19 protein-coding genes are annotated in these 23,431 nt (G+C 36.4%); 5 read left to right on the top strand and 14 right to left on the bottom strand.

The window, feature by feature from the left end:
* Positions 1 to 3: 3 nt before the first annotated feature.
* The 3 genes from MNO09_RS15765 to MNO09_RS15755 all read right to left on the bottom strand — a co-directional run bounded on the left by MNO09_RS15765 (position 4) and on the right by MNO09_RS15755 (position 3,042).
* Complete coding sequence (locus MNO09_RS15765; protein ID WP_070168909.1) at positions 4 to 678, bottom strand: hypothetical protein; 675 nt, start codon at positions 676 to 678, stop codon at positions 4 to 6.
* Between the two features lie 229 nt (positions 679 to 907).
* Complete coding sequence (gene entB / locus MNO09_RS15760) at positions 908 to 2,350, bottom strand: cell wall-binding protein EntB (RefSeq protein ID WP_070168910.1); 1,443 nt, start codon at positions 2,348 to 2,350, stop codon at positions 908 to 910.
* Between the two features lie 200 nt (positions 2,351 to 2,550).
* The gene (locus MNO09_RS15755; RefSeq protein WP_070168911.1) at positions 2,551 to 3,042 is read right to left on the bottom strand and encodes a nitroreductase; all 492 of its coding nucleotides are present in this window, start codon (positions 3,040 to 3,042) and stop codon (positions 2,551 to 2,553) included.
* A gap of 180 nt (positions 3,043 to 3,222) precedes the next feature.
* On the opposite strand from MNO09_RS15755, the gene MNO09_RS15750 reads away from it, so the two are divergent.
* Complete coding sequence (locus MNO09_RS15750) at positions 3,223 to 3,708, top strand: GNAT family N-acetyltransferase (RefSeq protein ID WP_000737810.1); 486 nt, start codon at positions 3,223 to 3,225, stop codon at positions 3,706 to 3,708.
* Between the two features lie 42 nt (positions 3,709 to 3,750).
* Here the strand turns inward: MNO09_RS15750 and MNO09_RS15745 are convergent, their stop codons facing one another.
* The 7 genes from MNO09_RS15745 to MNO09_RS15715 form a co-directional block, all read right to left on the bottom strand.
* Positions 3,751 to 5,286, bottom strand: coding sequence for an MFS transporter (locus MNO09_RS15745; RefSeq protein WP_001246243.1), 1,536 nt, complete (start codon positions 5,284 to 5,286; stop codon positions 3,751 to 3,753).
* Positions 5,287 to 5,297: 11 nt separating this feature from the next.
* A complete protein-coding gene (locus MNO09_RS15740) occupies positions 5,298 to 5,882 on the bottom strand; it encodes a TetR/AcrR family transcriptional regulator (protein WP_000517410.1) in 585 nt (194 codons plus the stop codon).
* 599 nt (positions 5,883 to 6,481) lie between these two features.
* Positions 6,482 to 7,918 carry a GntP family permease gene (locus tag MNO09_RS15735; protein WP_000364901.1) on the bottom strand — a complete coding sequence of 479 codons (1,437 nt, stop codon included), beginning with the start codon at positions 7,916 to 7,918 and terminating at the stop codon, positions 6,482 to 6,484.
* A gap of 119 nt (positions 7,919 to 8,037) precedes the next feature.
* Positions 8,038 to 8,829, bottom strand: coding sequence for an enoyl-CoA hydratase (locus MNO09_RS15730; protein WP_000428760.1), 792 nt, complete (start codon positions 8,827 to 8,829; stop codon positions 8,038 to 8,040).
* A 44-nt stretch (positions 8,830 to 8,873) separates the two neighbouring features.
* Complete coding sequence (locus MNO09_RS15725; protein WP_000916935.1) at positions 8,874 to 10,478, bottom strand: ATP-dependent acyl-CoA ligase; 1,605 nt, start codon at positions 10,476 to 10,478, stop codon at positions 8,874 to 8,876.
* Between the two features lie 240 nt (positions 10,479 to 10,718).
* On the bottom strand, positions 10,719 to 12,458 hold the full coding sequence (locus tag MNO09_RS15720) for a sigma-54-dependent Fis family transcriptional regulator (RefSeq protein ID WP_000550895.1): 1,740 nt from the start codon (positions 12,456 to 12,458) through the stop codon (positions 10,719 to 10,721).
* 304 nt (positions 12,459 to 12,762) lie between these two features.
* A complete protein-coding gene (locus MNO09_RS15715; protein WP_001260245.1) occupies positions 12,763 to 13,809 on the bottom strand; it encodes a DUF2332 domain-containing protein in 1,047 nt (348 codons plus the stop codon).
* Positions 13,810 to 14,190: 381 nt separating this feature from the next.
* On the opposite strand from MNO09_RS15715, the gene MNO09_RS15710 reads away from it, so the two are divergent.
* Positions 14,191 to 15,693 carry a malate:quinone oxidoreductase gene (locus tag MNO09_RS15710; RefSeq protein WP_000069157.1) on the top strand — a complete coding sequence of 501 codons (1,503 nt, stop codon included), beginning with the start codon at positions 14,191 to 14,193 and terminating at the stop codon, positions 15,691 to 15,693.
* Between the two features lie 46 nt (positions 15,694 to 15,739).
* Here MNO09_RS15710 and lsrB read toward each other — a convergent pair whose 3' ends face one another.
* Genes lsrB through MNO09_RS15690 form a run of 4 tightly spaced genes read right to left on the bottom strand, consistent with a single transcriptional unit; the run spans position 15,740 to position 20,197 of the window.
* Positions 15,740 to 16,783: an autoinducer 2 ABC transporter substrate-binding protein LsrB gene (gene lsrB, locus MNO09_RS15705; RefSeq protein ID WP_000823626.1), complete on the bottom strand. Its 1,044-nt coding sequence runs from the start codon at positions 16,781 to 16,783 to the stop codon at positions 15,740 to 15,742.
* Complete coding sequence (locus MNO09_RS15700; protein WP_000876511.1) at positions 16,780 to 17,769, bottom strand: ABC transporter permease; 990 nt, start codon at positions 17,767 to 17,769, stop codon at positions 16,780 to 16,782. The genes lsrB and MNO09_RS15700 overlap by 4 nt, the downstream gene beginning before the upstream one ends.
* Positions 17,766 to 18,719, bottom strand: a complete 954-nt coding sequence (locus MNO09_RS15695; RefSeq protein ID WP_000827674.1) for an ABC transporter permease subunit — start codon at positions 18,717 to 18,719, stop codon at positions 17,766 to 17,768. Before MNO09_RS15695 ends, MNO09_RS15700 begins: the two co-directional genes overlap by 4 nt.
* Positions 18,716 to 20,197, bottom strand: coding sequence for a sugar ABC transporter ATP-binding protein (locus tag MNO09_RS15690; protein WP_000800273.1), 1,482 nt, complete (start codon positions 20,195 to 20,197; stop codon positions 18,716 to 18,718). The genes MNO09_RS15695 and MNO09_RS15690 overlap by 4 nt, the downstream gene beginning before the upstream one ends.
* A gap of 197 nt (positions 20,198 to 20,394) precedes the next feature.
* Between MNO09_RS15690 and MNO09_RS15685 the strand changes: the two genes are divergently transcribed.
* The 3 genes from MNO09_RS15685 (at position 20,395) to MNO09_RS15675 (ending at position 23,429) form a co-directional block, all read left to right on the top strand.
* Positions 20,395 to 21,327, top strand: a complete 933-nt coding sequence (locus MNO09_RS15685) for a sugar-binding transcriptional regulator (protein ID WP_000192723.1) — start codon at positions 20,395 to 20,397, stop codon at positions 21,325 to 21,327.
* Positions 21,327 to 22,889 carry an autoinducer-2 kinase gene (gene lsrK, locus MNO09_RS15680; RefSeq protein ID WP_000018824.1) on the top strand — a complete coding sequence of 521 codons (1,563 nt, stop codon included), beginning with the start codon at positions 21,327 to 21,329 and terminating at the stop codon, positions 22,887 to 22,889. The genes MNO09_RS15685 and lsrK overlap by 1 nt, the downstream gene beginning before the upstream one ends.
* A gap of 177 nt (positions 22,890 to 23,066) precedes the next feature.
* Complete coding sequence (locus tag MNO09_RS15675) at positions 23,067 to 23,429, top strand: cupin domain-containing protein (protein WP_000909986.1); 363 nt, start codon at positions 23,067 to 23,069, stop codon at positions 23,427 to 23,429.
* The last annotated feature ends 2 nt before the right edge of the window (positions 23,430 to 23,431 follow it).

Raw genomic sequence — 23,431 nt, 5'->3', positions numbered from 1 at the left:
TCGTTATGTACCTTGTATTTCAGTTTTAATAATTGAACACTCTTTACATATATAATAATATATATTCATTTCCCCAAACTGGAAATCAACTACCGAAATAAGTCCGCGTTCCTCCAAATCTTGTGTAATTGTAGCAACATACTTCATCTCTTTAGAACAAGTTGGACACGCCAAATTCTCTGGAAGATCATCATATAATGGTGCCCCTAATAATCTACATACATATTCAGAACCGAACAAGTCAAAAGCTTCCCCGTAACTATCTTCATCTATAGGTATATCATCATTTTTCATATTTATAAGCCTTACCGTTGTTTTTGGTAATGAAACTGGTAACTTATATTCCTCTTCCATTATCCATTCTTCTGTATTTTGCTGCTGTATGATTTGAACTGTTTTACCTCCATCACTTAACTGAAAATATTGCGGTTCCCACACCATCGCGCAGTTCAAACATGAAACGAATGGTAAAATATTTAGTTCATTACTTTTAAGTTCCGCAAGTCTCCCATCTTTTAAATCAAAACAGAGAATTTGATGCATCTTCTCACTACATAACTTACATACTGGCAAATTGCAATCTTCACCACCAAAATAATGATTATAGGAATCTTTCCCCTCAATTACTCTATACCCTTTCAACTCATTGCAATGTGCGCCATATAATTCTGTTGTCATATTCTATCCTCGCTTTAAATAAATCTAATCCACTTCATTATAAATAAAACTAACACTAGAATACACCTATACTTTAAACTTAATTACACTATTACGAGTGAAAGTACATAGTAAATGATTTGATATATAATATATTTACTTTTTCTTTCCTTGTATCAATCATATTTACTCAAAAATAAAAGCCAGCCTCAATAAAGAGAACTGACTTCTATCTAGATAACTATATTTATTAAAGAATTTTAACTTTAACAGTTTGTCTTCCCCAATTCATAGCTTTACTTTTTGAACCCATTAAAACATCAATACGATTTCCTTTAATAGCACTTCCCGTATCACCAGCGATAGCTTCTCCATAACCTTCTACCCAGACTTTAGATCCTAATGGGATTACTTTCGGATCAACTGCGATAATTCTCATATTCGGATTAGCCGTTAAATCATGCCCCATCGCAGTTAAAACGCGTCCACCATATGTACCATTTTCACTTGGATCAGCAGTATATGCTGTCGCTACTACCGTTAATTCACGTTTAGCAGCCTGCGTGTTATTTTTAGATTCTTCTTTTGCTTTGGCCTCTTCCTTTGCCTTTGCTATTTCTCTTGCTTTGGCCTCTTCCTTAGCTTTTGCTATTTCTTGGGCTTTTGCTTTTTCTTTTTCTTTTGCTTTTGCTTCTTCTTTTGCCTTCGCTATTTCTTGAGCTTTCGCTTCTTCCTTAGCCTTCGCTATTTCTTGGGCTTGGGCTTTCTCTTCTTCTTTAGCCTTCGCTATTTCTTGGGCTTTCGCTTCTTCCTTAGCCTTGGCTATTTCTCTTGCTTTTGCCTCTTCCTTAGCCCTTGCTATCTCTTGGGCTTTTGCTTCTTCCTTAGCCTTCGCTATTTCTTGGGCTTTCTCTTCTTCTTTAGCCTTCGCCTCTTCTTTAGGCTTTACTACTTCTTGTACTTTCACTTCTTCTTTAGACTTTACTACTTCTTGTACTTTCACTTCTTCCTTAGGCTTTACTACTTCTTGTACTTTCGCTTCTTCCTTAGGTTTTACTACTTCTTGTACTTTCACTTCTTCCTTAGGCTTTACTACTTCTTGTACTTTCACTTCTTCCTTAGGCTTTACTACTTCTTGTACTTTCACTTCTTCCTTAGGCTTTACTATCTTTTGTGTTTTAACTTCTTCTTTAGCTTTAACCGTTTTTTGTACTTTCGCTACTTTCTTCGTTTTCTCTTCAGCTTTTTTTTCAACTGGGGCTGTACTTGATAGGAAAGAAACATTTGCATAGGCTGTTTTTCCTTTATACTCAAATTGCAGCCATCCGTCTTTTACTTGATGCGTTGATTCAATAACATCATCTTTTTTCAGTCTGCCAAGAATTTCTGATTCTGTATTCGCATCAGAACGAACATTTAACAAATTCGCTGTTACATGATACACATCTTTTGTAAACTCCGAACTAACAAACACTTCTTTACCGTTTAAGTCAATTTTGGACCATCCATCTTCGGTATTTATTACTTTTAACTCTTGTCCCTTTTTTACTTTTTCGACAACTTTTGATTCCGTAGTCGGTTTTTCACGTACATTGAGTACATCTGCTGTTACGATCGTTTCTGCGATAGCAGTTGTGGTAAAAGCCCCCAATCCAAAAACAGTTGCTGTTGCTGCGCCAATTACTTTTTTCATATTAGCCTCCATTACGTTTTTTGTATTCTATGAAAAATTTCCATAAAATCAGGAAATTTCACAGTGTATCAAAACATTTGCAACAGTATATTATTACCGCTTAATATACTGTTTTTAAAACTTCCTACTTCAATATTATCAAATTCTCAATTCTAATTCTATACATTATCAATCTCCTCATCTTTTATAAACTCTTCATACTAAATAGTTGTCGCAATTCCTGCCAAAAATAAACTTACGATTGCTAAAAATTTTGTTCCAACTATAGCCCCTTTTAAATGAAACTTATAATCTTTATAACCCTTCATCCCTTCTGTACTAGGAATAACAACAAATCTCGGGGTAATCCAGCAAAAGATTAGCCAATCAATTATAAACAAATCTATTAAATTGAAAATCATTAAAATACCAAAAGTATGTAAATAGGCATCAACATATAATAATTTTTCATGTTTATGTAGTATATATGTAGAAACGACAGGCGTACCGAAAAGAATAGCATTATATGCAATATTAAAGTAGATTGTTTGCTTCTTTTCATAAATCGATTTTGGAAAAACTACCTTTTGAATATCTTTCGGATATTCAGTTAACGAAAGACGGGGATTATAATATAAAGATCCTAAAATCATTACGGATAGTACACTAGACATAATGACACCAACGTACATCATTTGCTCAAATGGATTCATATGCTTCATTCACCCTTTTCTGCATTCACTCCATAGTGCACGCACTTAATTACACATTGTATGTACGTTACTAACCAAAAATTAATAATTACCTTTAATAATCTTTTATAATTGAAATTATGATTTACGTGTCATTAAACTTTTCTGAAGAACATTAAAAATTAGTTTGGAGAAGTTATTATGAAGAAACTATATTTTAATAAATTTGAACCAACAGATTTCAATTTATATTTCCAGCTCGTTTCAAATGAAGAAGTAATGGCGCAAATTACCGAACGCGCTATTCCGTTAGATGAAGCAAAAAATGACTTTACAAAGCTGCTAAAGTGCAATGAAAAACATCAACTATTCGGCTCTTATAAAGTATATGATTCTATTACAAATGAATATATTGGTCTTGGACATGTTACTGTAAACGAGGATAATATTAAAGAAGCTGAAATTGGTTATATGATTTTGCCAGAGCATTGGGGAAAAAGATATGGTAGCAGGATTGCAAAGGAATTAATGAATATTGCGAAACAGACAGATGTAAACGTACTAAAAGCAATAATCGATCCAAACAATATCCCTTCTCGCAAAATTTTAATAAATATAGGTTTTACATCTGAGAAAGTTTGTGAGATTGATGGATTGCCTGGGGAGATTTTGAGTAAATGCATATAACTATAATAAGGCCGTGCTCTATATGACGCACAGCCTTTTTCTTTATTGGAATAATCCTCTTCTTTTCTTCTCTATTAAGACTCTTCCCATATTAAAAATAAATGCGATAAAAAATATAATAGCCCCCATTAAAAATGCTAAATTATAACTACGAATAATTCCTTTCTTATATTCCTCCTTTAGTTGCTTGTAAATTTTTCGCTCTCCATCAGTTTTTAAGATGATTTGCTGTTTTTTATTTATCGCTTGCAATACTTGCCCCCTTTCTAAATTTGACAAATCACTTTTTTTAATCACAGTCACTACTTCCCTATTTATCTTCTCTTTTTCAACTAACAATTGATGATTCAGAAACATCACCAGTACCGCTACCCCGACAATACTTCCAACTGTTCTAGAAATATTACATATACTTGCAGCAACGCCTGAATTTTCAATCGGCACACTTAAAACTGCCGTTGTTGTATACGGTGCTAATGTGCAGCCAGTTCCAATCCCAACAATCATTAATCGCCAAATATAATCCCATGTTGTAAAGTTGGAATCTATTTGACTAAATAAATATGATGCTATGATAAATGCTAGTAGTCCTATACTACCTATTAATGAACTCCCCCGCTTTGCAGCAATTGATGTTACTATTGCTGTAACAAACATTGAAACAATCGCTAGCGTGCTAATTATTAAACCTGACTGTAATTCAGACATACCTTCTACTTGAACGAAATAAAAAGCAAGTATAAACAAAAAGTTCATTAATCCCATTCCAACAAAAAATAAAGAAAAATTTGAGATTGAAAACTCTTTATTTGTGAATAACTTTAATGGCAACATTGGATTTTCACTTTTCTTTTCAATGATAAAAAATAATATAAAACCTATGAGTGAGAGCATAAAAAGAAGTATTAAGCTTATCATGCTTAAATGATTTGTATTTATTTGTATGAGTGCATATACAAGTAAGCATAGTGCAGATGCAGAAGTAAACATACCTGCCCAATCTATTTTAGGGCTTGCAGCATGATCATAGGATTCCTTAATACAAAGAATCACGAAGATGAAAGATAATATACCAACTGGAACATTAATAAAAAACACCCAGCTCCAATTCAATTTGTCAGTTAAAACACCTCCAAGTGAAGGGCCAATTGCTGCTGCTAATCCCCCAAAAGCGCCCATGATGCCCCCTATCATACCTTGTTTCTCTTTCGGTACTAAATTAAGACCTAAAGGCATAGCAACTGGTACGATAACTGCAGCGCAAATTCCTTGTATTACCCTAAAGACAACTAGTGCCTGAAAAGAAGTAGCAATTCCACACAAGAGTGAGCTAGAAGAAAACCCAAATAAACCAATAATATACAGCTTCTTGCGACCAAACTGGTCCGCAAGACGTGCTGCAATTAACAAACACGATACAAAGGCAACATTATAACTATTAGCAACCCAAGAAATAGTATCAATTGAAGTATGAAATGTCTTTGTCATTTCTGGTAATGCGATATTCACAATATTTGAATCTAAAATTGCCATAAAAAAACCTGCAATTAAAGCTGTTAATGCAAATGTATTCCTCATTTCTGCCACCCTTATTCGCATTCTTTATTTAATATCCCATTCATAAATAAATTTACACACGTCTCTATATACTCTTCTAACTGAATTTCTTCTTCCGATATACTTACATTCATAATGTATAAAAACAGTTGTCCATAAAACATATTCGCTATAAGACGGCAATTACAAGCGGAAATGTGTCGCTTCTCTTCAAGTTGCTTTAAATATCTTTCTAAATGATCCACTAAATGTGAATTCAATTCATGTAGTAATGCTTTCATTTCACTATTTTGTCTTGATTCTATTAACGCAGCCCAAATGTAATTTAACTTTGGCAAATTGGTTTGAATATATGTTTCTGCTACTTTCGTAAGGTCCTTATGTAAATCACCAGTAAATTGCTCTTCTATTTCCTCTAACAAAGCCACTGGTGTCGTCCGTAAAATAATACTCTCTCTAAAAAGATTTTCCTTATTTTTGAAATTACGGAATATCGTTAACTCGCTTACCCCCGCTTTTTCTGCCACTTCACGAATTGTTGTCGCTGTATACCCCTTTTCCCCAAATAATAACGTAGCAGCTTCCATAACTTTTTCTCGTGCTGTTAATTTCCCCATCTTTATTCCTCCATTCAATATGTAAGTAAGTAATTACTAACATATTATCACAAAAGAAAAATGAAAGTAACTAGTTACTTTCATTTTTTCTGGAATTTCATTACATCTTCAACTACTACTAGAAATATCCCCTCAAATTCTTCTATGGATAAAAAACGTTTGCAAAAGCTTTTCACAGCTAATATTAATGTTGACAATCTAGAGCCCACTATAATTATTTTCTTATAGTTGGGAATGAAATTGCTACTCGAGGGTATATTTCAAGTATTTTTATAAGGATAAATAAATCAGTAAACTACCTTACTTTACATTGTGATACACCTGTTATCAAAGGGAAAAAATAGGTTCTGTTGCAATGGATGTGAAGAAATGCATCGTTGCAACAAGTAAATTTACCGACTTTATTATTTTAACAGGGAAGCCCTACTCATCTTAACCAAGTAAAGTTGGGGATATTTCAATCTCAATCTACAATTTAAGTTTTTTATGAAATTCATTGAAAACATACAAGTAACCATCGTCTCATAGAAAGTTGACTGTTTCTGGTTACCATTATTCATTATCTAAAAGAATGATTGCGTTATTAATAACATTTCCTACTATACAATAGAAAACATCATATACACTCCAACAACGAAGAATACGGCAAGTGTCTTTATTATCGTAATACCGAAAATCTCTTTATAAGCTTCCCGGTGCGTTAATCCTGTAACTGCAAGTAAAGTTATAACTGCTCCGTTATGAGGTAAAGTATCCATACCTCCTGCCGCCATTGCAATTACACGATGCAGCACATCTAACGGAATATCAAAGTTCACTGCCGCTTCAATATATTTTTCTGCCATTAAACCTAATGTAATACTCATTCCACCCGAGCCTGATCCCGTCAGTCCGCACAATATATTCGTCATGACCGCTCCACTAATTAAAGGATTTGAGAAAGTCCCCGTTAAATAGTTTTGAATCATGACAAATCCAGGTAAAGCTGCTATAACGGCACCAAACCCATATTCAGCTGCGGTATTCATGGCAGCTAAGATTGAACCACTTACGCCCACGCTTGTAATAGATTGAAAATGTTCTTTTACTGCTTGGAAATTTAATAAAATAGCAGACAATATACCGATAAGTAGTGCCATTTCCACAGACCAAATCCCCACGACTTGTCCCATATCAATTGTTCCGTACTCCTTCAAACCTATAGATGCAAAATCAAATCCCTTTGTATACCAAACAGGGATGAATGCTGTAAAGACTTTATTCATTACGCCAACCAGCATAAGCGGAAGGAAAGCTATCCAGTAACTAACTGGAATTACATCGCTTGAAGCAATCGGATTTTGCACCAATTGTGCACTAGTTGTGGCAGCCATCTCAGAAGTAGCACCGCCTTTTCCGAAGTACCCCTCTCCCTTAGCAGCAGCCTTCTTCCTACACCTTTCCAAATACAACATACCACATATGAAGATAAACAGTGCTCCGATAATTCCTAATGTAGGAGCGGCATAAATATCTGTTTTAAAGAACGTAGTTGGAATAACATTTTGGATTTGAGGCGATCCAGGAAGTGAATCCATCGAAAACGTAAATGCGCTGAATGCGATTGTCGCTGGAATGAGACGTTTCGGAATATTTGCCTCGCGAAATAATTGCGCCGCAAATGGATAAATCGCAAATACTGCCACAAATAAACTGACACCACTGTATGTAAGAATCGCTCCCATTAATACGATGGAAAGAATTGCTCTTTTCACGCCTATAAAATGGATAATAATTTTCGCGATTTTTTCTGCTATTCCAGTGATTTCTACCACTTTACCGAATATCGCTCCAAGCAAAAATACAGGAAAATATAATTTTATAAATCCGACCATTTTCGCCATAAAAACATTAGAAAAGAACGGTAAAACATTCGCTGGTTCTGTTAAAAATACAGCGAGCAACGCACATAACGGAGCGAATAAAATGACTGAGAATCCTCGGTAAGCTACAAAAATGAGTAAGCCAAGCGATAACAATACAATCAATAAATCCATAACCCCAATCCCCCTCCATAATATGGATTTTTCAACTTTGTATCCTTTTCTGTTTGTATATATTGTGGTAATGCCTGTCAGAGCAGGCATTACTTTTTGCATATTATAGTTATAGCTTTTTATTTATGATGAAAGATTGGTGCCCTCTTTTCTATAAAAGCCTCCACTCCCTCTTTTACATCACTCGTTTGAAACACATGTCCAAAATTTTCAGCTTCTATTTTTAATCCGTCCTCAAGAGAAGAAGTTATCCCTTTATCGATAGATTGCTTCATCAAAGATAATGCAGGAAGAGAAAACCGAGCTATTTTCAATGCTAGTTCCTTCGCCTTATTCAGCGATTCGCCACGCGGAACAACATGATTCACCAAACCAACTCTCCATGCTACTTCAGCAGTGAGTGGTTCACCAGTAAACATCATTTCCTTTGCACTTGCAGTTCCGATTAATCGAGGTAAACGTTGCGTTCCTCCCGCACCTGGAAACAAGCCTAATTTTACTTCCGGAAGCCCGATTTGGGTGTGTTCTTCAATAATCCGTAAATCACACGATAAAGCTAATTCACACCCGCCCCCAAGCGCTAGTCCGTTAATAGCAGCAATTACAGGCTTCGGCAATCTTTCAATTTTATTTAACGGGTTCTGAAGCCACAATGATTTTTCCTCCGCGTATTCACTTCCTTTCCCAATCCATTCCGGAAACGACTTAATGTCCCCTCCTGCAACAAAGGCCTTTCCACCAGCGCCAGTTAGAAGTACAACAATTACTTCATCGTCCCGTTCAATTTCATCGACCGCTACCGTCAGTTGCTCTACCACAGCACCGCTTAGTACATTTACAGGAGGATTATCAATGATAATCGTTGCGATTCCATTTTCTTTGGACCATGTAACAACTCGCTTATTTTCCAATCCATTCCCTTCTTTCTAATATGATATGAGGTAAAATCAGCACATCAACTCGTTCTTTTAATTACATAACCGACCCGTTCACGATCCCAAGCACCGCCGATTCCTTCCTCCTGCAGCTTGAATTTTTGAATCCGTTCCGTCGCGGTTTTTGGGAAAGTTTCACTGAACTGAACATATCTAGGTACCATAAAGTAAGCCATACGTTCTTGACACCAATCTATAATCTCTTCATGGGACATCGTTTCATCTTTCTTTACAATCACATATAATTTGACATCCTCTTCTCCCACTTCTGACGGGACACCGATGGCCGCTGATTCAAGTATTTTTGGATGATTATTCACAACTTTTTCGATTTCCCAAGAGGAGATATTTTCACCACGCCTCCTGATACACTGTTTGATTCGATCGCAAAAGTATAGATAACCTTCCTCATCTAGATAACCTCGATCTCCTGTATGGAACCATCCTTCCTTCATTGCCTCCTCTGTTTTATCAAGCATTTTATAATAACCTTCCATGAATGCTTGTCTCTGTAAGGAACGAATAAAAATCTCTCCAATTTCACCAGTCCGTACCTCATTTCCATCTTCATTGACAATCTTCGTCTCTACGTAAGAATATGGTTTTCCTATAGAAGGTGGCTTGTTGGAATGAATTGGATTCGTTACACAAAAACCAGTCGTTTCCGTTAATCCGTAACCTTCCACAATCCGGACGCCAAATCGCTCCTCAAACGGCTTCCAAAACTCCTTAGGCGTAGCAGCGCAAGCCGTCACCCTTACTAAATTGTCATTATCGTTTTCCTTTTCTGGCTGCTTGTAAAGAATAGGAATCATAGATCCTAAAGAATTAAAAATGGTTGCGCCATGACTGCGAATTTCACTCCAAAATCTAGAAGCACTAAACCGTTTACCAAGAGCGATCGTCGCATTAGAAGAAATAGCCCCAAGTACTGTATGAGCCTGGGCGTTTATATGAAATAACGGAAGCGCTGTAAATAAGACATCTTTTGAACTTGCACCAACCATATAGTTGGCAAATGACTGCGCAGAATTTACATAGGCAGAATGACTTAACATGACTCCTTTAGGTAATCCAGTTGTTCCAGAGGTATATAGGATACTGTTAATAGAAGTGGAAGAAACAAATTCGTTTGGAAGGTGATGGTTATTTGTATGTAGTACATCTTTCAATTCGATTACTGACCGCTCCTTACCATCGCCTTTAATGAACACGCTTTCATTTCTTCCGTAAGCAACAATTTGAATGTCCCTTTGTATACATGACAAACAAGAAGCAATTTGAGGAACAAACTCCTTATCAACAATAATTAACTTACAATCAGAATGGGCTACAATATACTGCAAGCCTTCTCCTTTTAAATGCACATTCAGAGGTACCGCAATTGCTCCCATGAAAGATAAAGCAAACCAAACATCCAGATATTCAGGAGTGTTATGAAGCATAATACAAACCTTGTCTCCTTTTTGAATACCGAGCTCACAAAATCCTGCTATGGCTCTTGCAATTCGATGATAAAGCTCCTCATATGTAATCCTTTGTTCTTCAAATTGTAAATACACTTTACTAGGTGTTTTTTCGATACTTTGCATAATAAAATGCGGTAAACTTTGATTTTTCAACATTGAATTCCATCCCCTTCCTGCTAAAATCCTTTTTATTTATATAGCAAGAAGCATGCCAAAAATCGACTCATTCCCTATTCACTTATTCCTTCGTACTCTCCCTTACTTGTCTAATTTCACATGTCGCATTTACGCTACAAATATTAGCAACCATGTCGCATATATAAGAAAATGTCGCAAAAGAGAGACAATATTTATTGCTACAAACAAAAAAAGGGCCTGTTTGCCCTTTGCTTTCCTTCATGACATTTCATATTTTTCTATTTTTCTATATAAGCTGGCCCGATGAATTCCTAAAAGCTCGGCTGCCCCTTTTATATTTCCAGCTGTTTTTTCCAAAGCTCTCGTAATTGCACGTTTTTCAGCAGCTTCCACTTCCGCCTGCAGTAAATAACTCACCTCATGCTTATCTTGGTCCATTGTAAATGTTTCATGATTTAACTCTTCTTCCAAATCTTTTTTCCGTAAATAGGCAGGAAGATGATGCACTTGAATAATCATTTCTTCTATAACATTCATCGCTCGTTCTAACACATTCTCTAGCTCTCTAATATTCCCTGGCCAATCATGTTCCATGAATATGTCTCTTACTCTCTTATCCAATGAAAGAACATTACTACCTAGCTCACCATTCAATTTCTTAATTAAAAATTCCGTTATATGTATCATATCTTCTTTTCTCTCTCGCAACGGAGGAATATCAATCTCAAACACATTCAACCTATAATATAAATCCTCCCTAAATTCCCCTCTTTGCACCATTTCACGGAGATTTCGATGTGTCGCCGCAATGAAACGGACATCAACCTTTTGAATTTTCGTACCTCCAATTCTTTCAATCTCTTTCTCTTGCAATACACGAAGTAACTTCACCTGCATATCCAAAGACATATCACCAATTTCATCTAAAAACAACGTTCCCTTATCGGCTAATTCAATCTTCCCAGGCTTACCGCCTTTTTTCGCTCCTGTAAAAGCCCCTTCTTCGTATCCAAACAATTCAGCCTCCAAAAGCTCCCTTGGAATCGCAGCACAATTCAAACGAATAAATGTACCATTTGCACGTGGACTTGCACGATGTACCGCATGCGCAAAGAGCTCTTTTCCTGTACCACTTTCTCCTCTTATCAAAACGGTAGACCGACTTTTAGAAACCTTTAAAGCCATCATTTTGACTTCTTTCATTTTTTCACTCTCTCCTATAATGCTTTGAAAGGAAAGTCGCCCTTCTTGCAGCCGCTGTAATTCAGTTTGATAGTAAGATAGCTTTGATTCCATTTCACTAATTTGGTCTCCCAAAGCTTTAAACTGCTGTATATCATGAAACATAATTTTACCAATTGCTCCAATAATCTTACCTTCCTTTATGATAGGTATGCGCGTTGCGATTATATTCCGATTACTTATACGCTGGATATGCCCAATTTCCATCTGTCCCGTCTTTACGATAATATGCATCCTCGTATTCTCAACAACCTCCGTACAATGCTTTCCAATCGCTTTCTTCGGATCATCAATCCCTAAAAATTGTGCATAAGAACCACTTAAAAAATTAACAATTCCTTGTTCATTTACCCCTAGAATGCACTCAGACAGTAAATGTAAGGCACTTTCATATCGACTTATGATGCTTTCCAAAGACTGTATACTTTTCCCCTTACTTTCCAGAATGGCAATTGATCCGTATTCTGTCTCATTCTGATATACACGGGATTCATTCACAATTAAAACTTGGTTTCCACTCCTGCATTCATACCTGTACAAACTATCACTTTGATTCACTACTAACTTCTTCCGATCAGGAATAATCGTTGATATATGCTGACCTATTATTTCATTTTCTTTTTTATGTAACATGCTACAGAATAGTTTGTTGCTATATGTGATGATTCCATCATGACTTATAACAGCAATTCCATTATTCATTACCTGAAGAGCCTGACTAGTTACCTGCAAATTCATTCGTTCATCCATATGCATTTGGAAGCCCCCCTATCCAATTGTGCTCATTCTCGCATGTATTATATATTCATTTTAAATATTTACTTTCCCTTGGTTTTTCCGTTTGAAGTTATAAATTCTTAAACTAGTAATATAGCTCATTAACCAGTGGCTTCTAATTATCTCATCAACTATTTGCAACATGCAGCAGGGACCTGTTTAACACTTACATTGGATACATAAAACAAATTTAATAAAAAGAAAAAACAGTTGACGAATTACCTTCTGTCAACTGTTTTTATTACGAATATTGGTGACGAAACCCATAATTGATAGATTTTCTTTAGCATAAAGTTCGATTTTTAAGCTTCCAACTAAACCATCTCCCATGCCCTTCTGTTTCCCCAACCGTTTCACGATATTCGTTTCCGTTAATATAATAATCAATATGAAGGTCCCGGTCCCACATGTTGTTATACAGGTGGAATACATCACGTTTTGCACCGATTTCTTTCACTTGTTTTTCTAATTTATGTTTTACTTGTTCAGGTATTTGATTTGCGACGTGTGTATGGAAAATACAGATTACAGCATTTTCACTTATTTGTTCAATAATAGATGGCAATAGCTCCACACCGTCTCCTTCTATTAATTGAACAGATTCATTTTTCACTAAAGATGCTGCTTGGTCAAACATTTCAAGTCTTTCTTTATGTTCTGGCCAAATGAGTGCACGTAGCCATAAATAATCTTCATCACTATGTAAATCATTTACATGTAAATCTAGTCCTATTCTTTCTGCGACAGATGGACTTTCTTTTAGAAAATGAGGCACATTCTCTCCTCTTATTTCAGAAATTAAATGTACATTTGAATTTATATTTCCGTATGTTTCATCTGTTCCGTACGAATAGCTATATTGGTCCCAGAACAGTTGTAACCCAGAACTTGTCCCAATTTCAATTAACGCTAATGGCTTTTTCACTTTATTAAATATGTAACAGAAACTTGGGTATAAGTACGCACATCGCCTTACTTCATTCGTTTGAACAAGTTTTGTTTGTAACAAAGTAATGATTTCTTCTCGGAACGTTTTACAGAAATCTTTAAATTGATCAAAAGCTTGATCTAAATTTGTATTCGTATTTTCAACTAAACTACTATAATACGTTTTTAAATGATGTTCTTTCCCTGCTAGTAATAAATAATGTACGGCGCCTAATAATAAGTTTGGGACTGGTTGGCCTACTTGAGCGTAGGAAGATAGTGTAAGTACTTCCTCATCTTCAGCAATTTTTATTGATAAGTATTCATATAAGTCACTTGACCCTTTACATTCCTTTATTGAAAAATTTCGAAATAAGTTTGCGATTTGTTCTTGTGTACGCATTGGTATCCCTCCTTTTCATTTTACAGAATAATCACACTATTAACAGGAGTAAAATTCCATAAAAAGGTATCCTTTCTACCCATTCTACGATACGTAAGCTTTTTCGAGATAATTTCAAACTGTAATTTTTTTCTATTTATCACCTTAAAAGAGCTTGTTAAATAAGATTTTTGGCGAATAAAACGTTAAATAGTTTAAAATTATCAGATAACACTAGATATTTTAGTCTATTAATTATTATAATAGAGTATGAGATGGTTATATAATTGAGACAAAAAAGGTATACACCTAGGTGGGGCCTAGGCGGTGTTTTCAATTTACGGCTTAGATATAAAAAAACACCTACTCTTTTTTGCCAATATAGGGGATGGAGAGATTATCATGAGCAACATGCAGCAAAAAACAGACGTTATCTTAATTGGTGCAGGAATTATGAGTGCAACGTTAGGCTCATTACTAAAAGAATTAGCACCTGAATGGGAAATTAAAGTTTTTGAAAAACTCGCAAGTGCCGGGGAAGAAAGCTCTAATGAATGGAATAATGCAGGTACAGGGCATTCTGCGCTATGCGAACTGAACTATACTTCCGAAAAATCTGACGGATCTATAGATATTAGTAAGGCTGTAAAAGTGAATGAGCAATTCCAGCTTTCAAGACAATTTTGGGCATATCTTGTAAAAAGCAAATTAATTCGTAATCCACAAGATTTTATTATGCCTCTACCTCATATGAGTTTAGTACAAGGCGAAAAAAATGTTGAGTTTCTAAAAAACCGTTTTGAAGCGCTTTCAAAAAATCCACTGTTTCAAGGAATGGAATTTTCCGATGCTCCTGAAACATTAAAAAAATGGCTTCCACTCATTATGGAAGGACGTACACCTAACGAACCAATGGCTGCAACGAAGATTGACTCTGGAACAGACGTTAACTTCGGTGCATTAACTCGTATGTTGTTTGATTACTTACAAACGAAAAATGTCGAGCTAAACTACAAACATAGTGTCGAAAATATTAAACGTACGAAGAATGGTTTGTGGGAAGTGAAAGTACACGATATGAATAGTGGTAAAATTGAGCATCATACTGCAAAATTCGTCTTTATCGGTGGCGGTGGCGGTAGTCTACCTCTACTACAAAAGACTGGCATTCCTGAATCAAAACATATCGGTGGATTCCCAGTAAGCGGACTATTTATGGTATGTAAAAACCAAAAAGTTGTAGAGCAACATCATGCGAAAGTTTACGGTAAAGCTAAAGTTGGCGCTCCGCCAATGTCTGTACCTCACCTTGATACGAGATATATAGACAATAAAAAAGCTTTACTATTTGGACCGTTCGCAGGATTCTCACCTAAATTCTTAAAGACTGGCTCAAATCTTGACTTAATTGGTTCTGTAAAACCAAATAACGTCTTAACGATGTTAGCTGCTGGTGTAAAAGAAATGGGACTAACAAAATACTTAATTCAGCAAGTTATGTTATCACATGAAAAACGTATGGAAGAATTACGCGAATTCATTCCGAACGCGAAAAGTGAAGATTGGGATATTGTAGTTGCTGGGCAACGTGTGCAAGTAATTAAAGACACTGATGCTGGCGGTAAAGGTACACTTCAATTCGGTACCGAAGTTGTTAGTGCGGCTGATGGATCAATCGCTGCATTACTAGGTGCATCACCAGGTGCTTCTACTGCTGTTCACGTCATGCTTGAAGTATTAGAAAAATGTTTCCCAAGCCGCATGGTAGAATGGGAAGGAAAAATAAAAGAAATGATCCCTTCTTACGGCATTTCACTAACTGAAAATCCAAGATTGTTCCAAGATCTTCACACTTCTACTGGTCGTACGCTTGGATTAAATGAAAAAGAAACAGTTCATAATTAATGAAGGAACAAAAAAACGTCCGATATATTCGGACGTTTTTTTGTTCCTAAAAATTATATTTATCAATATTCTCTTTCGTAAATACAACCCGCTCTGGTAATACGATAATTCCATTTCCTTCTGCTTCATAATCATAACCTTGGATAGAATTTGGCTCTACTTTCACTTTTCCAATTCCTTTTACTTCAAAGCTATCCCCTACTTTTAACTTCTTCCCTTTTACAACGATTTCATTTGCTACATAAGTTGCGAGTGCACCTTGTTGTTTTACATCCCATAATCCAAATTGCGCTACTGTTCCTTGTTTTACGTAATCACGCATAACGTTAGGTGTCGAAAACCCTGTTACGACTACCTTTTTATCCATTTTTAAGTTTTCAGCTGCTTGTGCCATCGCTGGTAGTGCCGTTGCATCTGGACATATGACTGCATTAATATCCGGATATGTTTTTAATATATTCTCCCCTACGGATAAAGATTTTTGCGCATTATTTTCACCGTACTGCGTCGTTACAATTTCCCAGTTCGGATATTTCTTTTTAATAATTTCTTTCGCTTTCGTTACCCACTGATTTTGATCCGTTACTGTTGGGCTAGAATAAAAGAAGGCTACTTTTCCTTTATCTCCAATTTGCTTTGAAGTCATTTCAATTAATAAGTTAGCAAGTTGGTCTGGTGTACCTTGGCTTATATAAAATGAACGGTCTTTCGGATTCACATCAGAGTCCCACGTTAACACCGTCATCCCTTTTTTCTTAGCACGTTGCAATGATTGTGATAGTCCATCTACTGAAGTAGAAGAGACCATAAGTGCATCATAGTTTTGGTTAATAAAATTGTTTATATATTTCACTTGGCCTGATACGCTTGCTTCAGACGGTCCATCATATTTCACTTGTACGCCTAGTTTATCTCCCATCTCTTTTGCTCCTTCACCGCCCGATGTAAAAAAGCCAACTCCAGTTAATTTCGGAATGAATGCAAATTTCACATCATCTGCCTTCTTCTTATCTGCCGTTTGACTAGAGCAAGCAATTAAACCGATTATACAAATGCATACTATTAATAGAATCCCCAGTTTTCTCTTCATGACATTTCCCCCTTATGCAAGTTCTTTCTTTTCCCCATTGTAAATTGATGTAATTTGAAATGTCTCATAATAACTGAAAGAATAAGAATAATACCAATAACTACGTTAGATTGTTCATTTGTTAAACCCGTCATTTGCAAGCCATACTGCATTAGCCCTATAAAAATACTCGCCAGTACAGTACCGATAATGCTTCCTTTTCCCCCTGTAATAAGTGTCCCGCCTAATACGACTGCAGTAATGATTGGTAAAATCGTTTCACTTCCCATATCAGCACGTGCGGAACCGAAATATGCAGTTAAGAAAGCGCCCCCTAATCCACCTCCTAACCCGGAAAGTATGTAAGCGATAATGACTACTTTTTTCGTTTTGATCCCAGTGTATTTTGCTGTATTTTCGTTCGAACCTGTTAATTTTACGTGGCGCCCATATATAGTACGGTGAAATAATATAGTACATAAAACTGTTAATACGATCAGAATCCATAATAAATTCGGTATTCCTATAAAACTACCGTTTGCAAGTTGTACAAATGCGTCAGGTAAACCACTTATCCCTTCATATCCAGAAGCACCTGCCCCTCCTGAAATGACGAGTGCAATTCCGCCGTATAAAAACATCGTTCCGAGTGTAACGACAAGTGGCTCTACGTCTGTCATTTTTATAATGATTCCGTTTAAAGCTCCTGCTAAACAGCTGATTATAAGAGCTAATATGACCGCTAGCAAAATAGGTATTCCATTCATCCAAAGTACACCAATTATAATCGAAGTTAACCCCATAATAGATCCTACAGAAACGTCTATTCCTCCTGTTACAATAACGAAAGTCATTGGTATCGCCGCGATTGCTATAAATAGAAAATCATTTGTACTAAAAAGGAGATTACTAATATTTAAGAAATCACTACTTATAAAACTAAAGAGAATGAATTCTATAAGAAGTAATACAATTAGAACGCCTTCCCATCTGTACAAATACTTCATAGATTCATCCTCCTTTCCGCCTTCCACTTTTTCATAACACTATCTAACATAACGATTACTAATAATAAAAACCCTGAAATAGCATTATTCCAAAACGCAGGTATTTTTAAAAAGACAAGTGAACTACTAATCGCCTCTAAAAATACTGCTCCTAATGCAGCTCCAACTATAGAACCCGTTCCCCCTTTTAAATGAATTCCCCCTAGTACCGCAGCTGCGATAACCTGTAGTTCTATCCCGGTTCCTGTTTGATTTGGAACGAACCCGATATTCAAAACAAATATGCAACCAGCGAGCGCAGCGCTTATACCCGATATAATAAACGCATATATCTTTACTTTATTAACAGGTATACCAATGAGTCTCGCGCCATCTTCATTATCACCTACCGCATAAAAGTATCTTCCGAATGGCACTTTCCTTAAAAAGAAGTATAGTAGTAGTAAAATAATAAGAACAAGCCATACAATTATCGGCAAACCAAGTATGACGATAGATGACAGTTGCTTAAAATCGTTTGGTATATCTTCAATCCACTTTCCGCCTGTGAAAATTAACATCGCACCTCTAATGACCCCTAACATACCTAATGTCATGATAATAGCTGGTACCCGAAACTTTGCAACGCCAATCCCGTTTGCGAACCCGATAATAGCGCCAAGTAAAATAGCAGCTGTAATAGACAAGAATGCATTATATCCATCCGATAACAACATCCCGCAAACCGCTGCGCTTAATCCCATAATTGAACCAACTGATACGTCTATATTTTTCGTAAATAAGACGAACGATTGGCCAATTGCTAGCACGACTAAAATAACGCTTGATTTCATCATTAAAGATAACGAGTTAAGCTGAACGAAACTTGGATTTATCATTCCGACAATGGCAATGTAAATTAGTAATAACAGTATGATAGAGGTTTCGTGCATTTTATACATACGTTTCATTCCGTTACACCTCCGTATGCTAGACGTGTAACTTCTTCTACATGTATTTGTTCTTTCTCCAGATGAGAAACAAATTGTCCATTTCGCATTACATATACACGGTTTACTAATTGAACAATTTCTTCAATATCTGAAGAGATTAATAATATTGCGAGTCCTTCCCTTTTCATTTTTTCTATCGTTTCATATACTTCAAGCCTTGCTTTCGCATCAATTCCGCGAGTCGGTTCATCAAGAATAATAATTTTCGGATTACACGCAAGATATTTTGCAAGCACGACTTTTTGCTGATTACCTCCTGATAAAGATGCTAGTACTTCATCCATGCTTCGTGCAACAATTCGAAACTGTTCTATATACGACTTCACTAAAGCGCTTTCTTTTTCTTGGTTAATGAAAAAACGACTATTTTGATGTAAACTTGCTGCAGTCATATTTTCTTTAACCGATGCAATTGAAAAAATACCATTTCTTACTCTATCCTCTGGCACATAAACTAGTCCTTCGCTTAGTCTTTTATGCAAAGAGTATGAATCAATTGATTTTCCTTCTAATAAAATAGAACCTGATTTTATAGGTTTCAATCCAAATATCGCTTCTGCTAATTCAGTTCTGCCTGATCCAACAATGCCAGCAATACCTACAATCTCACCAGTATGTACAGTGAATGAAATGTTTTCGAATGCGTGACTCGTTACATCAGTTGCTTCTAATATTTTTTTCGTTTCTTTTGACTCTCGCACTATTTCTCTTTTCTCTTCTTGTTTATACCCTTTTGGCAATAATCCCTCCATCAACATGTCATATGTAAAGTCACATACATCCCCTTTGCTTACAATCATTCCATCTCGTAATATCGCCACTTTATTTGCAATTTCAAAAATTTCTGGAAAGCGATGCGTAATATATATCATCCCAATTCCTTTTTCTTGCAAACTTTTCATCAGCACAAAAAGACTCTTCATTTCGTGAGTTGTTAATGTCGATGTTGGCTCATCTAAAATAAGAATCTCGGCTTCTCTTATTAACCCTCTAACGATTTCTACTAATTGTTGCTGCGCAATGGATAGTGATCCTCCCAGTTCTTTAAGGTCAATCCCCCATCCTAAACTGTCAATCAATTGCTTGATTTTTACTTTTAATTCCTTTTTCTTTCCTTTTAGTCCGATACATATATTTTCTTCAATGGTCATATGCGGAAAAATGAGTGGTTCTTGTGGTATTAAGTAAATCCCTTCTCGGTGGGCTTCTTTCGGATTTGCAAACTGTTTCCTCATTCCTTTTACATACATTTCTCCACAATCATACGAATATAACCCCGTTAATATTTTCATTAATGTTGATTTTCCAGCGCCATTTCCCCCAACTAAAGCGTATATATCACCACGCTCTACTTGTAAGTCCACTTCTTTTAGCACAAGTTGATTTAAAAACGCCTTACTCATTTTCTTTACATGTAATAAAGGTACGTTCTTCACATGATGTCACCTGCCTTTATCCAGAACATTTTTTGAGAAAATGATTATTTGTTCTACTTGTTTTGTAGCATTGTATATTCCTTTTTTCATATCTAGAACACTTTTTTCACCAGACTAATAATCGTTTCAACTGGAATAAACAAAATATGTAGCACATATGTTTAAGCAGTGGTCAATTGTTGAAAGGGATGAAGAGTATGACACAGCTAAACTTTGAAGAGAATTTATTAACTAAAGTAGCTTGGTACTATTATAAAGATCAATTAACACAACAGGAGATCGCTTCACTTCTTCATATTTCAAGAAATAAAGTCGTCCGGTTATTAGATAAGGCGCGCAGTGAAGGTATCGTTACATTTCACGTAAAAGGTACTGGTTTGCACTGTTTGAGCATTGAACGTGACCTAATGAAAAATTTCCACTTAAAAGATGCTTTCATTATCCCTACTCCAATAGACAATTATGCCGCCTCACTCGGAAAAGCTGCTGCACAATATTTAGAGACTCAGCTCCAGCAAGGCGATTTACTCGGCATTGGATGGGGCGAAACGATTAGCAAAATGCTAGAAAACATTCATTTTGAAAGTTCTATTAATCTTTCAATCGTAACGCTAACAGGCGGAGTAAATCACTATCTCCCGAGAAAACAAAACTATTTTCACTACATGCAAGGCGATTTTCACATTATCCCTACGCCGTTTTTAGCATCTACAACCGAAATGGCACAAAGTATTCTATCAGAACCGAGTGTAAAAGATATGCTTCATGTCGCTTCACTTGCTCATACAGCAGTTGTTGGTATTGGCGGGCTATCCCAAGACGCAACTATTGTAAAAGAAGAAAAATTAACGCTACGTGAAATGACATATATTCGTAGCCAACACGGCGCTGGTGATATTTTAGGACAGTTTTATAATACGAATGGTGATTTATTACATCTTCCGCATCACAACCGCCTAATTGGTACGCCACTCTCTATCCTTCGCAAAATGAAGCATGTCGTTGGTGTTGCTGGAGGTATAGAAAAGATAGATGCAATATATGGTGCCTTAAAAGGAAAGTTCATTCATACATTAATTACCGATGAGGAAACGGCCCTCTCCTTATTACGAAAGGATGGTGATTGTTAATGTCTCATTTATTAGCTTTTGATGCTGGTACAGGAAGCATTCGAGCTGTTCTTTTTGATTTACTAGGTAATCAAATTGCGGTCAGTCAAAAAGAATGGGTTCATAAAACGGATCCTCGCTATCCAGGCTCTATGAATTTTGATGTAAAAGAAAACTGGCAACTTGTACAACAATGCACGAAAGAAGTTTTACAAAGAAGTAATGTCTCTCCCTCTTCTATTCAAGCTATTAGCGCTACTAGTATGCGAGAAGGTTTTGTTTTATATGATAAAGATGGGCAAGAAATTTGGGCTTGTGCAAATGTTGATGGGCGCGCATCTGCCGAAGTTAGTGAGCTAAAAGAAATTCGGTCGCATCTTGAAGAAGATTTATATACTAGATCAGGCCAAACTTTTTCATTAGGTGCTTTACCCCGCCTACTTTGGATTAAAAAACATGAACCAGACGTCTATAATGCTATTCACTCTTTTACGATGTTAAACGATTGGATTTTATATAAATTAAGCGGCGTGCTGCAAATCGATCCCTCAAACGGATGTACGTCCGGTATTTTTGACTTACAAAATAGAGTATGGGATAACGATATCGCTATAGATTGCGGTCTAACTTTGACATTTTCACCAAAAGTAAATGAAGCTGGTACCGTTATCGGCAATGTTACAAAAGAGTGTGCAGCATTCACTGGATTACGTGAAGGAATTCCTGTCGTTGCCGGGGGCGGAGATGCACAAATGGCCTCACTTGGAACAGGAGTCGTGAAACCTAATCAAACGTTAATATGCGGAGGTAGTTTTTGGCAACAAGAAGTGAATGTTACAGAACCGCTAACAGATCCATATGCTGCAATTCGCGTAAATTGTCACGTCGTACCTAACCTGTGGCAATATGAAACGATTGCCTTTTTTCCAGGGCTTGTTATGCGCTGGTTTCGAGACGCTTTTTGCCAAGAGGAAAAGAAACTTGCTGACAAGCTCGGTGTAGATGCTTATGCATTATTAGAAGAACAAGCGAAAGACGTACCTGTCGGCTCACATGGTATTATCCCTACTTTTTCAAACGTAATGAACTACATTTCTTGGCGTCATGCCGCACCTTCTTTTTTAAATTTAAGTTTAGATGCTGACAAATGCGGAAAAAAAGAACTGTTCCGTGCTATTGAAGAAAATGCTGCCTTCGTTACACTTGGTAACTTAAAATTAATAGAAAATCTCACAGGAACATTCCCTTCTGAAGTCGTGTTTGCTGGCGGTGCCGCTAAAGGAAAACTATGGCCACAAATTCTATCAGACGTACTCGGTATCCCTGTAAAAGTACCAGTTGTGAAAGAAGCAGCTGCTTTAGGAACTGCTATTGCTGCCGGAGTTGGTGCTGGCATATATTCATCTATGGCAGAAACTGCCGAACAGTTTGTACAGTGGGAGCACACATTCGAACCAATTACTGAAAATCACGAACTATATAAAGAATTCTATGAAACATGGAAAACTGTATATGACAGTCAGCTCGCTTTAGCTGATAAAGGGCTCACCTCACATATGTGGATTGCGCCTGGTGCACTGTAACAGATTACATAAAGTAAAACTTTAATCAGTGGGGGATTTTGTTCCTCCCCCACTGATTATTAGTTGAACCAATCGGGCTTTTACGGGCAGTTGATCTCCCCCTATCTTCTTTGCTCCAGCTAAATTTTGAGATGGGAGTTTTACTGCCCGTTAATGCGGGATAAAGGAGTGAAATGTATGTTAAAAGCGAATGAAAATGATTTCTCCTATCGCTTCGGTGATAACGGGCCGAAATATTTAATACAAGGTCCGAATATTGATCTTGGTCTTGTTGTCATTCAGCCTGGGCAGGAGTTTCAAAATCACTATCATACGACGTGCGAAGAAGTCTTTTATGCATTAGAAGGTGAAATTGATTTCTATGTGAATAACGAAAGGGTTCCGATTAAACAAGGCGATGTATTGCAAGTTCGCCCTCATGAATCTCACTATCTTATTAACCATTCTGACAAACCTTTTAAAGCAGTTTTTATTAAGTCACCACATTTACCAAATAAAGATACAGTACAAACGGAAAATCCAACATTAACGAAGGAGTGATT

Source organism: Bacillus sp. N5-665, from assembly GCF_022637375.2.
GTDB lineage: Bacteria > Bacillota > Bacilli > Bacillales > Bacillaceae_G > Bacillus_A > Bacillus_A wiedmannii.
The sequence above is the reverse complement of the archived record's forward strand: the minus strand, read 5'-3'. Positions and strand labels throughout refer to the sequence as shown.

Bases quoted from the DNA above. Each gene is read 5' to 3' on its own strand.
- MNO09_RS15765 (WP_070168909.1), bottom strand. From the start codon at position 678: ATGACAACAGAATTATATGGCGCACATTGCAATGAGTTGAAAGGGTAT.
- entB (WP_070168910.1), bottom strand. From the start codon at position 2,350: ATGAAAAAAGTAATTGGCGCAGCAACAGCAACTGTTTTTGGATTGGGG.
- MNO09_RS15755 (WP_070168911.1), bottom strand. From the start codon at position 3,042: ATGAATCCATTTGAGCAAATGATGTACGTTGGTGTCATTATGTCTAGT.
- MNO09_RS15750 (WP_000737810.1), top strand. From the start codon at position 3,223: ATGAAGAAACTATATTTTAATAAATTTGAACCAACAGATTTCAATTTA.
- MNO09_RS15745 (WP_001246243.1), bottom strand. From the start codon at position 5,286: ATGAGGAATACATTTGCATTAACAGCTTTAATTGCAGGTTTTTTTATG.
- MNO09_RS15740 (WP_000517410.1), bottom strand. From the start codon at position 5,882: ATGGGGAAATTAACAGCACGAGAAAAAGTTATGGAAGCTGCTACGTTA.
- MNO09_RS15735 (WP_000364901.1), bottom strand. From the start codon at position 7,918: ATGGATTTATTGATTGTATTGTTATCGCTTGGCTTACTCATTTTTGTA.
- MNO09_RS15725 (WP_000916935.1), bottom strand. From the start codon at position 10,478: ATGTTGAAAAATCAAAGTTTACCGCATTTTATTATGCAAAGTATCGAA.
- MNO09_RS15720 (WP_000550895.1), bottom strand. From the start codon at position 12,458: ATGCATATGGATGAACGAATGAATTTGCAGGTAACTAGTCAGGCTCTT.
- MNO09_RS15715 (WP_001260245.1), bottom strand. From the start codon at position 13,809: ATGCGTACACAAGAACAAATCGCAAACTTATTTCGAAATTTTTCAATA.
- MNO09_RS15710 (WP_000069157.1), top strand. From the start codon at position 14,191: ATGAGCAACATGCAGCAAAAAACAGACGTTATCTTAATTGGTGCAGGA.
- lsrB (WP_000823626.1), bottom strand. From the start codon at position 16,783: ATGAAGAGAAAACTGGGGATTCTATTAATAGTATGCATTTGTATAATC.
- MNO09_RS15700 (WP_000876511.1), bottom strand. From the start codon at position 17,769: ATGAAGTATTTGTACAGATGGGAAGGCGTTCTAATTGTATTACTTCTT.
- MNO09_RS15695 (WP_000827674.1), bottom strand. From the start codon at position 18,719: ATGAAACGTATGTATAAAATGCACGAAACCTCTATCATACTGTTATTA.
- MNO09_RS15685 (WP_000192723.1), top strand. From the start codon at position 20,395: ATGACACAGCTAAACTTTGAAGAGAATTTATTAACTAAAGTAGCTTGG.
- lsrK (WP_000018824.1), top strand. From the start codon at position 21,327: ATGTCTCATTTATTAGCTTTTGATGCTGGTACAGGAAGCATTCGAGCT.
- MNO09_RS15675 (WP_000909986.1), top strand. From the start codon at position 23,067: ATGTTAAAAGCGAATGAAAATGATTTCTCCTATCGCTTCGGTGATAAC.